Genomic DNA, 13941 nt, shown 5'->3' with positions numbered 1-13941 from the left:
ACATGCCGATAATTTCATATATTGATGCCATTACAATGGCAATGCGAGAAGAAATGGAAAGAGATTCAAAAGTTTTTGTCCTTGGGGAAGATGTTGGATTAAAAGGCGGGGTATTTAAGGCAACCCAAGGATTATATGACCAATTTGGGGAAGAACGAGTCATTGATACACCACTTGCTGAATCAGCTATTGCTGGCGTAGGAATTGGTGCAGCGATGTATGGCATGCGTCCGATTGCCGAAATGCAATTTGCTGACTTTATCATGCCGGCAGTGAATCAAATTATTTCAGAAGCAGCGAAAATCCGCTACCGTTCCAATAACGACTGGAGTTGTCCGATGGTTATTCGTGCTCCTTATGGCGGTGGTGTTCATGGTGCACTTTATCATTCCCAATCCGTTGAGGCAGTATTTGCAAATCAGCCCGGATTAAAAATTGTTATGCCATCCACACCTTACGATGCAAAAGGACTGTTAAAGGCCGCTGTCCGTGACAATGACCCAGTATTATTTTTCGAGCATAAGCGGGCGTATCGATTAATTAAAGGTGAGGTACCTTCAGATGATTATACCCTGCCAATAGGAAAAGCAGATGTAAAGCGCGAGGGAGAAGATATTACCGTCATTACGTATGGGCTATGTGTTCATTTTGCCCTTCAAGCAGCGGAAAAATTAGCGAAAGATGGTATCTCCGCTCATATTCTTGATTTGAGAACTGTCTATCCTCTGGATAAAGAAGCCATCATTGAGGCGGCATCGAAAACCGGTAAAGTTCTCCTTGTTACAGAGGACACAAAAGAAGGCAGTATCATTAGTGAGGTTGCTGCAATTATTGCAGAAAATTGTTTATTCGAATTAGATGCGCCAATTATGAGATTAGCTGGACCAGATGTACCGGCTATGCCGTACTCGCCAACAATGGAAAAATTCTTTATGGTAAATCCTGATAAAGTCGAAAAAGCGATGCGTGAACTAGCTGAGTATTAAAACGAAAGCCCTGGCAACTGAAAGGGGTTAGGCGCCAGTGCTTGACAATAGGAGTGTGTAAATAGTGGTAATTGAACAAATTAAAATGCCTCAGTTAGGGGAGAGCGTAACCGAAGGTACGATCAGCAAATGGCTTGTATCTGTAGGAGATAAAGTAAATAAATACGACCCCCTGGCAGAAGTGATGACAGATAAGGTAAATGCGGAAATTCCATCCTCCTTTACAGGTGTAATAAAGGAACTAATTGCTGAAGAAGGGGATACCTTAGCCGTTGGGGAGCAAATTTGCACGATAGCGTTGGAAGGCGGAACAACTGAAGAGGTTTCCGAAGAAGCACCTGCTGCAGCTGGCATAAGCACACCATCAAATACTCCAGAAAATGTGGAAAAAGCTGATCATGGCAACAAAGCACGTTACTCGCCTGCTGTCCTTAAAATTTCTCAAGAACATGGCATTGATTTAACTAGGGTGTCAGGCACCGGTGCAGGCGGGCGAATTACGCGGAAAGATCTCTTAAAACTAATTGAATCAGGTAATATTCCTGAGGCAGGACAAGATGTTAAACCAAAAGCTGAGCCTGAAGTTACCAAGGTACCAAAACAAGCAACGGTTCAGCCAGTGGTCCAGTCAACGGCACCTGCTCAAGCTGTGAATATCCCAGTAGCCGTTGGCGACATTGAGATTCCAGTCACAGGTATTCGTAAAGCAATTGCCGCAAATATGCTTAGGAGCAAACACGAAGCACCGCATGCTTGGACAATGATTGAAGTGGACGCCACGAATTTGGTGGAGTTCCGTAACTCAATAAAAGATGAGTTTAAGAAAAATGAGGGCTTTAATTTAACTTTCTTTGCATTCTTTGTGAAGGCTGTTGCACAAGCGTTAAAAGAATTCCCACAAATCAATTCTATGTGGGCAGGGGATAAAATCATTCAAAAGAAAGATATCAATATTTCCATTGCAGTGGCAACAGATGACGCCCTATATGTTCCGGTCATTAAACAGGCCGATGAAAAAACGATTAAAGGGATTGCACGTGAAATATCTGAGCTTGCAGTCAAAGTGAGAACCGGGAAACTAAGATCTGAAGACATGCAAGGCGGAACCTTCACGGTGAACAATACGGGTTCTTTTGGATCTGTTCAATCAATGGGTATCATCAATTATCCTCAAGCAGCTATTCTTCAAGTGGAGTCTATCGTCAAACGGCCAGTCGTCATGAATAATGGAATGATTGCTGTTCGTGATATCGTAAATTTATGTATGTCTCTCGATCATAGAGTATTAGATGGCCTCGTTTGCGGACGTTTCTTACAGCGAGTGAAGGAAATACTAGAAAATACTTCAAAATCAACGACTTCGATTTATTAAAACAAAACAACCGCTACCAGGCATGGCAGCGGTTGTTTGTTTTTAGATTGCTTGAAATGTGTTTGTGCCATAAAATAGTTGTAGGTAGAATTATTTGAATTTTAATTCAATTAAGTCGAGAGGGGGATGAGAAGTTTGAATAATTTAAAGAACCAGTCTTTTCCTTCAATATCAGAACAAGCATGGACAGAAAAGGCAGAGCAATCCTTAAAAGGAAAATCGGTTGAATCTTTACAAACTACTACATATGAAAACATTATTTTGAAACCGCTTTATACCCGTCAAGATGAGTGTCAGGTACCGGAATACCCAGGAGGTTCGGATTTTAGAAGAGGGATTTATCCATTAGGTTACTTGACGAATAATTGGAAGGTTGCCCAAATACTTTCCTATCAATCGGTAGAAGATCTGCAGGCGAGACTCAAACAAGCATTTATAAAAGGACAAACAGCCATTTCATTCCATGTCTCGAACAGTGTCCTAGGTGGGAAGCAAAACCTAGGAAAAGTTTTAGGAGATTCATATAAGAGATATCCATTTTCAATCGACGCTAAAGAATTACAATCCACTTTTCTATCTGAATTAGAAGGAATAGTAGAACAAGAAGATGCTGGAGAAAAAATCAGTGGATACATTGGTTCAGATCCAGTTGCCATTTTTGCTAAAGAAGGAGTTATTTCAGAAGCATTTCTAAAAGACTGGGGTAAAAACATTAGTAAATCGGCTGTAAAGTTTCCTAATTTACGTACAATTCTAATTGATACAAGTGCCTATCATAATGGTGGTGCAAGTGCAGCTCAAGAACTGGGAATTGCAATAGCTGAGGGGATATTCTATCTCGAACAGCTTCAGGATTCAGGCATGGATTTAGATACAATTTTTACAAAAATGATTTTCCAATTCTCCATTGGCAGCAATTTTTTCATGGAAATCGCTAAGCTTCGAGCTGCCCGAGTCCTATGGAGCCGTGTAAGCAGTGTTTATGGAGCGAATGAAGATAGTTCCAGGATGAATATTTCTGTTGAAACTTCCACTTACACAAAAACTATACATGACCCATATGTTAACCTCCTAAGGGCTGGAAATGAAGCTTTTGCGGCCGTGGTTGGGGGCATTCAATACCTGCATGTGAGTCCTTTCGATGAACTCACATGTGTCACGTCGATTTCGGATAGAATTGCTAGAAATACTCAATTGCTTTTGAAAGAAGAAGCACATCTGCAAAAGGTTATTGATCCTGCAGGAGGTTCTTGGTATGTGGAGCATCTAACCAATGAACTTGCCGAAAAAGCATGGGGATTTTTTAAACATATTGACGGACATGGAGGCATGTTAGAAGTACTAAAATCCAAATGGCTGCAACAAGAAATTGAAGCGGTCTCTGAAAAAAAGATCCGTGATATCCAAACAAGAAGGAAAAGTATTGTGGGAACAAATGTCTACGCCAATCTTGATGAAGTGGTTACATATAAAAACCTGCCAGAGAAAAATTCATATTTTGCAAATGATGAAAACTCATTAATTAATATAGAGGCTATTCCAAATCGTAGATTGGCAGAACCATTCGAAGAATTACGAAAAAAGTCAGCAAATCTCGAAGGAAAAGTAGGATCTAAGCCCACTGTAGGTATGATTTGTCTCGGGGGACTAAAACAGCATAAAGCAAGACTTGATTTTATGAAGGGGTTTCTCGCAGCCGGAGGTTTGGAAGCAATTATAAGTAATTCCGTTATAACTATTGAGGATGCCAGACAATTCGTATTAGAACATCCTGCAAGCCATTATTGCTTATGCGGAACGAATGATCAATATGAAATAATGGGACATGACATTCTAAAGATTCTTAAAACTGAATATCCTGAGCGGTCTTTTTACTTAGCTGGACTGCCAGAAAAAGAAAAACAGGATCTGTGGATGGACGAAGGTATTAAGCAGTTTATCAATGTGAAAAGCAATTGCTATGAAACGCTGTTGTCCATTCTAAGTGAGTTGGAGGTGGGTAAGGTTGAAGAAACAAAAGCCTGATTTTCAAAATATATCCTTATTTGACGAACAGAAATTTATCACCAAAGAAGAGTGGCAGCAAAAAGTCGATCAAGAAATAAATGGTGCGATCGATGATTTACTGTTTGAGACGAATGAACAAATCAGTCTAAAACCGCTTTATACAAAAGAGGATCGTAATGATCTTCCGCATATTGATGATCTTCCCGGGCTCCCTCCTTATACAAGAGGTCCGTATCCAACCATGTATGTCAACCGACCCTGGACAGTTAGACAATATGCTGGTTTTTCAACAGCTGAGGAAAGCAATGCATTCTATCGCAGAAACCTAGCCATGGGACAAAAGGGATTATCAGTTGCTTTTGATTTAGCCACACATCGCGGCTATGACTCCGATCACCCACGGGTAGTTGGTGATGTCGGTAAAGCAGGTGTTGCGATCGATTCCATTCTTGATATGAAGACATTGTTTGAGGGAATACCATTAGACCAGATGTCTGTATCAATGACCATGAACGGGGCAGTTCTGCCGATCCTTGCCTTTTTCATCGTGACTGCTGAAGAACAAGGTGTAAGTCAGGAGAAACTGGCTGGTACCATTCAAAATGATATTTTAAAAGAATATATGGTTCGAAATACTTATATATATCCACCTGAAATGTCTATGAAAATAATAGCAGATATCTTTGAATATACGTCCAAACACATGCCAAAGTTTAATAGTATTAGTATTTCCGGTTACCATATGCAGGAGGCGGGAGCACCAGCTGATTTAGAGCTGGCATACACTCTTGCAGATGGTTTGGAATATGTACGTACAGGTCTTAAGGCAGGTATTGATATCGACTCATTTGCACCAAGATTGTCCTTTTTCTGGGCAATTGGGATGAATTACTTCATGGAAGTAGCTAAAATGCGCGCTGCTCGATTGATTTGGGCAAAAATGATGAAATCATTTTCTCCAAAAAACGAAAAATCATTAGCGTTACGGACACATTCGCAAACATCCGGCTGGAGTTTGACTGAGCAAGATCCATTTAATAATGTCACTCGTACCTTGATAGAAGCACATGCTGCAGCAATGGGACATACCCAATCATTGCATACGAATGCCTTGGATGAAGCAATCGCACTGCCAACCGATTTTTCTGCACGGATTGCCCGTAACACACAATTATTTTTGCAAGAGGAGACGGGGATTACTAATGTCATTGATCCTTGGGCAGGTTCTTACTATGTTGAAAAATTAACCGATGAATTGGTTAATAGAGCTTGGTCACACATTGAAGAAATTGAAAATCTAGGTGGTATGGCCAAGGCCATTGAAACTGGCCTTCCAAAGATGAGAATTGAAGAAGCTGCAGCCAGAAGACAGGCACAAATCGATTCTGGGAAGGAAACAATTATCGGTGTCAATCGCTATCGACTAGAAAAGGAAGAAGCGATTGATATTTTGGATATCGATAATACAGCAGTTCGGTTAAAACAAATTGAAAAATTAAATACATTAAAAGCTGGTCGAGATGAGAAGAAAGTAAAAGAATCGCTTACTGCATTAACGAATGCGGCGGAAACGGGTGTACAGAATTTATTAGAATTGGCTGTCCAAGCAGCAAGGGCGAGAGCCACACTTGGAGAAATTTCCGATGCAATTGAACAAGTGGCTGGCAGACATAAGGCAGTAATTCGTTCGATCAGCGGCGTTTATAGCACAGCTTTTAGCAATGAAGAAGAAATCGATGCAGTGAAAAAAATGACGGATGAATTCTTAGAAAATGAAGGCAGAAGACCAAGAATACTGATTGCCAAAATGGGTCAGGATGGCCATGACAGAGGTGCCAAAGTTATTGCTACGGCCTTCGCTGACCTTGGCTTTGATGTCGATATTGGGCCTTTATTTCAAACTCCAGCAGAAACAGCGCTGCAAGCGGTTGAAAACGATGTTCATGTGATTGGGATAAGTTCACTTGCCGCAGGTCATAAGACGCTTCTCCCGCAATTAGTCGAGGAATTAAATAAACTCGGCAGAGATGATATTTTGGTCGTGATTGGCGGGGTCATTCCGGCCCAGGATTATCAATTTTTATATGATCACGGTGCTTCAGCTATTTTTGGACCGGGGACGATTATTCCAGTTGCCGCACAAAAAGTCATCAAAGAGATTTATCACAAACTCGGTTATGAGGAAGTGTCACAATAATGACTCTTGACCAAAAGCCAGAATGGAGCGATCCAAACCAACCAGATAATTGTTCAAGTGTGATAAGAAAAGGTCAGGAGCTTGAAGAACAAACGGTATCCATCCAACCAAATATCCGTTTTCAAAAGCGGAGAAATTCTGAACCGACGGTAGAGGAGCTTTATGAAGGAGTAATAAGGGGCGATAGGAGTCTTTTAGCTAGGGCGATTACGCTTGTTGAGAGCAATGCAGAACAGCATTTTCAAAAAGCACAGCAACTCCTGCAGAAACTCCTGCCTAAAAGTGGTCAAGCTATTCGAATTGGAATAACTGGTGTCCCCGGTGCAGGGAAAAGTACTTTTATTGAGACCTTTGGTACGTACCTTTGCAGCTTAGGACATCGAGTAGCCGTATTAGCCATTGACCCAAGCTCAAGCATAAGCGGTGGCAGTATTCTTGGTGACAAGACAAGGATGGAGCATTTAGCAAGGAACCCTCGCGCCTTTATTCGTCCTTCTCCAACTGCAGGAAAACTAGGCGGGGTTCATCGGAAGACGAGAGAGGCGATGTTAATTTGTGAGGCAGCCGGTTTTGATGTCATCTTAATCGAAACTGTCGGGGTTGGGCAAAGTGAAGTAATTATTAGAGGTATGGTAGACTTTTTCATGCTGTTAGTTCTTACCGGTGCGGGCGACGAATTGCAAGGGATGAAGAAAGGGATTATGGAATTGGCTGATGCCGTCCTAGTTCATAAAGCAGATGGGGAGAACAAACCAATCGCTGAGCAGACGAGAAAAGAGTATAACCGTATCCTTCATTTTCTTCATCCAGCCACAAAGGGCTGGGCTACTAAAGCTTATACGTGTTCTTCGTTGACTCAAGAGGGGATAAGTGAGGTATGGAATGTCATACAGTCTTTTGAGCAAAAAGGTAAAACATCAGGTGTGCTAGTTGAAAGAAGAAGAATTCAGGCGAAGGAATGGCTCTATTCGATGATTACTGACCAACTTCAATTTCATTTCTTTCATCATATTGGAGTGAAAAGTGCTCTATCTACTTTAGAAAATGAAGTAATTGCTGGAGAAAAGACAGTGGCTACAGCTGTAGATGAGTTATTGACTATTTATTGGAAATAAAAGTGAAGCGGTCATTAAATTCTTCTAAAGTATTAAGATGCTTCATTTGAAAAAAACATATTTTTACTGTTAATATGTAAGTATAGGCATAAATCTAAGGAGTGAACTTAATGAGCATGGATTTTAATTTCTTTATGAATGATGTTGTGAAACAGGCACGACAAGAAATCGTGTCTGCCGGATATAAAGAATTGACAACACCTGAGGAAGTGGAAGCAGCACTTGATCAAAAAGGGACTACTTTAGTCATGATTAATTCCGTATGTGGTTGCGCTGGAGGCGTGGCGCGTCCAGCAGCAGCACATGCCCTGCATTATGATAAGCGCCCTGATCATCTTGTCACTGTTTTTGCAGGACAGGATAAGGAAGCAACTGAAAAAGCTAGAAGCTATTTCACTGGTTATCCACCATCCTCACCCTCATTTGCCCTTTTAAAGGACGGTAAGATTATATCAATGGTGGAAAGACATCAAATAGAGGGCTATGACCCTGCAACCGTTGTATCTAAACTTCAAAATGAATTTGATCAACATTGTGAAGAGGTATAATAAATGAATACGAAAAGAGCCATATCATAAGATTTGGCTTTTTTTCTTGTCGAAATGAATTTTTTAATGTATATTTATTAATTATTTCGCAATTTTAATCATAATAAAGAGGAGTATTTCATCATGAAGGATGTATTAAAAAATTATTTAGAAAAAATTCAAAATAGATTATGGGAGATAAGTGATACACTATACTATCATCCTGAATTAGGTGATCAAGAATTTGAATCTAGTAAACGGTTAATAGAGTTCCTAGAAGAACATAATTTTGTCGTTGAAAAGGGAATTGTTGGCAGGCCGACATCGTTTAAAGCCGTTTATGATAGCAAAAAGGATGGACCAACAATTGCATATTTATCTGAATATGACGCGTTACCTGAGGTTGGGCATGGGTGCGGCCATAATTTGATAGGAACCATGAGTGCTGGGGCTGGAGTGACTTTAAGTAAAGTGGTAGATGAAATTGGCGGACGTGTGGTTGTCTTAGGAACACCCGCTGAAGAAACAAATGGTGCCAAAGTGCCGATGGCTGAACAGGGCATTTTTAATGATATCGATGCTGCAATGATTTTACATCCTGCTGATGAATCCTATGAAAGTGGTGAATCTCTAGCAATGGATGCGATTCAGTTCGATTTCCGAGGCAGGACCAGTCATGCGGCGGCTTCCCCAGAGATGGGAATTAATGCACTTGATGCAGTCATTCAATTATTTAATGGGATCAACGCGCTCCGTCAACATGTGACTTCAGATGTTAGAATCCATGGAATTATTAAAGAAGGCGGAGTAGCAGCGAATATTGTCCCAGATAAAGCCGTAGCACAGTTTTATGTTCGTGCCAAAGATCGCAGCTATCTAAATGAAGTGGTTCAAAAGGTAATTGGTATTGCAAAAGGGGCATCTTCGATGACAGGGGCAGAGGTTCACATCGAAAATTATGAACTTAGCTATGATAATATGGTGACCAATCAAACACTTTCCCAGCTATTTACTGCCAATCTGTTAACTACCGGTGTGAAGCAAGTAAAGAAAGCGAAAGACTCATACGGTTCCATAGATATGGGAAATGTCAGTCATGTTGTGCCAGCCATTCATCCTTATATTGGTCTTGATTCACCTGGATTAATTGCTCACACAAGGGAGTTTGCTGACTTAACCATCACCGATAACACCCACGAGATTCTTTCAAGAGGAGCTTTGGCCCTCGCTTTAACTGGATATGATTTAATAACTAACAAAGAAGCATTGGAAAAAATGAAAAATGAATTTAGTCAAACAGTATTAAGTTAACTGTATTTTTAAAAGCATCTCTTTCTCATTGAGGTGCTTTTTTATATGTATATTAATATTATTTTAATATAATTAGGTACAGAATCTTTAGAATATTTTTATATTAGGAAAATATCTTTTCAAAATAAATTCTATGTGTTAATATTCGTTTTGTTGAATAAAAATTCAAATCAAAGAAAGCAGATATTACATATCATAGGAGGATAAATCATGAAAAAAACAATATTATTTTTTACGATGATTTTAACATTAGTGGCTTTGGCTGCTTGCGGTCAGAGCAATAAAGACGGGGCAAATGGAGAAAAAACAGCTGATAAGAAAGTACTAACGATGGCTACTTCAGCAGATTTTGCTCCATTTGAATCAAGAGACCCATCAGGTAAGGTCGAGGGCTTTGATATTGATTTAGCTAATGCCATTGCTAAAGAATTAGGTTACACACTAGACATAAAAGACATGAAGTTTGATGGGTTAATCGGTGCATTACAGGCAAAACGTGTGGACATGGTACTTGCTGGTATGTCTGCAACTGAAAAGCGTAAGCAAAATGTTGATTTCTCAACAGCATATAACCATTCAGGTGAGATGTTTATCACGCTAAAAGATTCTAAAATTAAAACAATCGATGATCTTAAAGGAAAAACAGTTGGAGTACAGTTGGGAACCATTCAAGAAGAGGGTGCAAAAACTCTTCAAAAAAAGGTTGATTTTACACTGAAGCCATTAGATAATGCAACAACTTTAATTCAAGAACTATTATCAAATCGAATCCAGGTTGCTTATATGGATAAATCTGTTGCAACAGGATATATCAAGGAACAAGGTTTAGCCGGATTTGATGATCCGACAACAAGCTCTCCAGGAATGGCCGTTGCTTTTCCTAAAGGCAGTGACTTAACTGAAAAAGTAAATAAAGTTCTTAAAGACTTAGAAGAAAATGGAAAACTTCAAGAATTAAAGGACAAGTGGTTAAAAGACCAGCAATAAGCATAAACTTAATTTCAACAAGACTAGTGCTGCAAAGAAAATTATAAAGTGAGGTGTAAGGCATGAATTTGGATTTTAGCCAAATTGTGCCTTATATTCCTTTTATTTTAGAGGGAATATGGGTTACATTAAAATTTGTTATTATTTCTATTATATTAGGTTTTATTCTTGGAACAATTTTAGCTCTATGTAAAATATCACGAATTAAAGGATTAAATTGGTTTGGGGATCTATATACATCTATTTTTCGCGGGACACCATTAATTTTACAATTGATGTTAATCTACTTTGCCATTCCGCAATTAACGGGTTATGACATTTCACCATTTTTATCATCCATCCTTGCGTTTGGCTTGAATTCATCAGCGTATGTTTCAGAGATTATCAGAGCCGGAATTCAAGCAGTTGATAAAGGTCAGACCGAAGCAGCCCAAGCATTAGGAGTTCCTTATCGTCTTATGATGAAGGACTTGATATTACCACAAGCACTAAAAAATATTTTACCTGCACTTATGAATGAATTTATAACCTTAACCAAAGAATCAGCCATCGTCTCGACGATTGGTTATTTAGACTTGATGCGCCGTGCGCAGGTTGTTGGAGCGGATACGTATCGGAATTTTGAACCACTAATTTTTGTCGGTTTTATCTATTGGATTTTAGTAATGGTGCTGACTTTGGCAGGTAAACGGTTTGAACGGAGGCTGAAGTACAGTGATTAAAGTGGAAAACCTCTATAAGCAGTTCGGTAATCACGAAGTATTAAAAAATATTTCAACAAATATTGATAGTGGAGAAGTTGTCTCGATTATTGGGCCTTCGGGTTCTGGTAAATCTACCTTTCTTCGCTGCTTAAATTTATTAGAGACACCAACCAAAGGGAAAGTTTGGATTAATAATCAAGAGCTTACCGATAGCAAAACGAATATCATGAAAGCCCGTGAACAAATCGGTATGGTTTTTCAACACTTTTATTTATTTCCACATCTGTCGGTTTTGGATAACTTAACTTATGCACCGATGAAAGTAAAAGGCGAATCGCGGGAACTTGCTGAGAAAAAAGCCCGGGAATTGCTTGCACGCGTTGGTCTTACTGATAAAGAGAAAGCCTTTCCGAATAATTTATCAGGTGGGCAGAAGCAGCGCGTAGCGATCGCTCGAGCACTTGCGATGGAACCGAAGTTAATGTTATTTGATGAGCCAACATCCGCACTTGACCCTGAAATGGTAAAAGAAGTACTTTATGTTATGAAGGATCTTGCACAATCAGGAATGACCATGGCCATTGTTACCCATGAGATGGGCTTTGCGCGCGAAGTTTCTGATAGAATAATCTTCCTAGATGATGGGGTACTACTAGAAGAAGGATCTCCAGAGGAATTCTTTAATAACCCTCGGACTAGCAGAGCGAAGGACTTTTTAGAAAAAGTATTGTAGAAAATCACAATCTTAAATATGAGACATTCTTGCAAAAGAATGCTTTAATAAGGATATGCTAAAGATGGTCTTAACGATCATCTTTTTATTTTTATGCTGTGTTAAACTAGTCTGTTGATTTCCGTTCCAGGCACTTCGCTTTCCGCTGGCGTGCCGGGGAGCCTCCTCGGCGCTTTTAGCGCCTGTGGGGTCTCCCCTGCCCCGTACTCCCNNCCCGCAGGAGTCTTCGTGCCTGGAACGAAGAGAAACCGTGTGTCAAAATCAACATTAATCTTTAACACAGCCTATTTTTTAATAATTTGGAGAGGTACCTATGAAATTTCGGATTGGATATCGGACAATTAAAACAGCTATTGGGACAGCCATTTCAATTTTACTTGCTCAGCAAATAGGACTGCAGAACTTTGCTTCTGCAGGAATACTGACCATATTATGTATCCAGGTGACAAAGCGGAGGTCGTTCAGAACAGCATGGGCTCGCTTTTTAGCCTGTGTATTAGCAATGCCTTTTTCTGCCGTTTTTTTTGAACTAATCGCTTATCATCCAATTGTAATTGGGATTATGTTATTTTTCTTTATCCCAACGATTGTCATGTTGAAGGCTCCTGACGGAATTGTGACAAGCAGTGTTATTATTTTACATATTTATATGGCAAAAAAAATAACCTTGGCCATTTTTCTAAATGAGCTTGGGGTAATCACGATTGGTATTGGGGTCGCATTACTTATTAATCTTTATATGCCGAGCGTTGAGAAAAAACTAAAGGATTATCAAAGTGAGATTGAGGAGAATTTTAGAATCATCTTCGTTGAAATGGTACGTTATTTACGGACTGGGGATAGTAATTGGGATGGTAAAGAGATTACGGTTGGTGCGCGTCTACTTGATGAAGCGATAGCCATAGCCCTTCAGGATGTTGAAAATCATTTTTTACGAGATGAGAATATATATTTTCATTATTTTAAAATGAGACAAAAGCAATTTGAAATTATCGAACGTGTCTTACCAATTGTCACTTCCCTTACCCGGACGGTAAAGCAAGGGCATATGGTAGCGGAGTTTCTGGAAGAACTTTCTGAAAATGTCCATCCTGGAAATACAGCTTATATATATCTTGAAAAATTAAGAGAAATGAAAAAGGAATTTGAGGAAATGGAGCTCCCAAAGACAAGAGAAGAATTTGTAACGAGGGCAGCTCTGCTGCAGTTGGTAAATGAAATGAACGAATATCTAATTATTAAAAGTTCATTTAAGGGAATAAAAACAGGGGTTAAAGTGAATGAACAGAAGGAGATTGAAGCAAACTAGGGAAAAAAAGGCAGGTGGCTGCTTTGATAAAAATTTTATCGCCAATCCTGATTGCTTTTTTCATGTCACCACTTTGGCCTTTGGGGCCAAACCCTATGCCAGGTGATCCATTTCTTATTGTGAATAAAAGTAAAAATGAAATGGCTTTTATTAATGAAAACAAAGTACAAACGGTTGTAAGTGTCGGAACGGGAAAAACACAAGAGCTGACACCTGAAGGTCTTTTCACCATTACAGTAAAGGCCAAAGAACCTTATTTTCGGAAAGGGAATATCCCTGGAGGAGATCCTAAGAATCCACTGGGAGCGAGGTGGATTGGCTTTGATGCAAAGGGAACAGATGGAAGAATCTATGGCATCCATGGAACAAATCAGCCTGCTTCAATCGGCAAATATGTCTCCCAAGGCTGTATCCGCACCCAAAATGAAGTGGTTACCTCACTATATCCGATCATTCCATTAGGAACAAAAGTATTAGTTATTTCTTCAAAAAAATCATATGAGACACTAGCAAAAGATCATGGAGCAATAAAATAGGAAAAGGGACTGTCCGAACAGTCCCTTTTCCTATTTCTATCTATAGAAATGAACCTATTCCTATTAGGAGAGTTGAGGCAAGCACAGCAAATAACATTAAATAAACAATGATTTTCCTCGATTTCTTACTATTCAATATGGGTACCTCCCTTAACAT

General features: G+C 39.6%; 13 protein-coding genes. 12 read left to right on the top strand and 1 reads right to left on the bottom strand.

Features of this window, described 5'->3' with window-relative positions; all coding sequences use genetic code 11:
* The first annotated feature begins 2 nt into the window (after nucleotides 1-2).
* The 12 genes from COJ96_RS16510 to COJ96_RS16450 all read left to right on the top strand — a co-directional run bounded on the left by COJ96_RS16510 (nucleotide 3) and on the right by COJ96_RS16450 (nucleotide 13784).
* Nucleotides 3-986 (top strand): alpha-ketoacid dehydrogenase subunit beta, encoded by a 984-nt coding sequence (locus COJ96_RS16510; protein WP_098574904.1) that lies wholly within the window; start codon nucleotides 3-5, stop codon nucleotides 984-986.
* 64 nt (nucleotides 987-1050) lie between these two features.
* A complete protein-coding gene (locus tag COJ96_RS16505) occupies nucleotides 1051-2358 on the top strand; it encodes a dihydrolipoamide acetyltransferase family protein (protein ID WP_098574903.1) in 1308 nt (435 codons plus the stop codon).
* Nucleotides 2359-2484: 126 nt separating this feature from the next.
* Complete coding sequence (locus tag COJ96_RS16500; RefSeq protein WP_180230145.1) at nucleotides 2485-4383, top strand: methylmalonyl-CoA mutase subunit beta; 1899 nt, start codon at nucleotides 2485-2487, stop codon at nucleotides 4381-4383.
* Nucleotides 4364-6562 carry a methylmalonyl-CoA mutase gene (scpA, locus tag COJ96_RS16495; protein ID WP_098574901.1) on the top strand — a complete coding sequence of 733 codons (2199 nt, stop codon included), beginning with the start codon at nucleotides 4364-4366 and terminating at the stop codon, nucleotides 6560-6562. The genes COJ96_RS16500 and scpA overlap by 20 nt, the downstream gene beginning before the upstream one ends.
* A complete protein-coding gene (meaB, locus tag COJ96_RS16490) occupies nucleotides 6562-7677 on the top strand; it encodes a methylmalonyl Co-A mutase-associated GTPase MeaB (RefSeq protein WP_098574900.1) in 1116 nt (371 codons plus the stop codon). The genes scpA and meaB overlap by 1 nt, the downstream gene beginning before the upstream one ends.
* A gap of 110 nt (nucleotides 7678-7787) precedes the next feature.
* Entirely contained in the window at nucleotides 7788-8225 is a 438-nt protein-coding gene (locus tag COJ96_RS16485) for a BrxA/BrxB family bacilliredoxin (protein WP_098574899.1), read from the top strand.
* 123 nt (nucleotides 8226-8348) lie between these two features.
* The gene (locus COJ96_RS16480) at nucleotides 8349-9515 is read left to right on the top strand and encodes a M20 family metallopeptidase (protein WP_098574898.1); all 1167 of its coding nucleotides are present in this window, start codon (nucleotides 8349-8351) and stop codon (nucleotides 9513-9515) included.
* A 210-nt stretch (nucleotides 9516-9725) separates the two neighbouring features.
* Nucleotides 9726-10502: a transporter substrate-binding domain-containing protein gene (locus tag COJ96_RS16475; RefSeq protein WP_098574897.1), complete on the top strand. Its 777-nt coding sequence runs from the start codon at nucleotides 9726-9728 to the stop codon at nucleotides 10500-10502.
* A gap of 62 nt (nucleotides 10503-10564) precedes the next feature.
* On the top strand, nucleotides 10565-11224 hold the full coding sequence (locus COJ96_RS16470) for an amino acid ABC transporter permease (RefSeq protein ID WP_098574896.1): 660 nt from the start codon (nucleotides 10565-10567) through the stop codon (nucleotides 11222-11224).
* Nucleotides 11217-11939 carry an amino acid ABC transporter ATP-binding protein gene (locus COJ96_RS16465; protein WP_098574895.1) on the top strand — a complete coding sequence of 241 codons (723 nt, stop codon included), beginning with the start codon at nucleotides 11217-11219 and terminating at the stop codon, nucleotides 11937-11939. The genes COJ96_RS16470 and COJ96_RS16465 overlap by 8 nt, the downstream gene beginning before the upstream one ends.
* Nucleotides 11940-12252: 313 nt before the next feature.
* Entirely contained in the window at nucleotides 12253-13248 is a 996-nt protein-coding gene (locus COJ96_RS16455; RefSeq protein ID WP_098574893.1) for an aromatic acid exporter family protein, read from the top strand.
* A gap of 62 nt (nucleotides 13249-13310) precedes the next feature.
* On the top strand, nucleotides 13311-13784 hold the full coding sequence (locus COJ96_RS16450; RefSeq protein WP_098574934.1) for a L,D-transpeptidase: 474 nt from the start codon (nucleotides 13311-13313) through the stop codon (nucleotides 13782-13784).
* A 40-nt stretch (nucleotides 13785-13824) separates the two neighbouring features.
* Here COJ96_RS16450 and prli42 read toward each other — a convergent pair whose 3' ends face one another.
* Nucleotides 13825-13941, bottom strand: coding sequence for a stressosome-associated protein Prli42 (gene prli42 / locus COJ96_RS28715; RefSeq protein ID WP_180230144.1), 117 nt, complete (start codon nucleotides 13939-13941; stop codon nucleotides 13825-13827).

Source organism: Bacillus sp. AFS073361 (assembly GCF_002567005.1).
Taxonomy (GTDB): Bacteria; Bacillota; Bacilli; order Bacillales; family Cytobacillaceae; genus Neobacillus.
The sequence above is the reverse complement of the archived record's forward strand: the minus strand, read 5'-3'. Positions and strand labels throughout refer to the sequence as shown.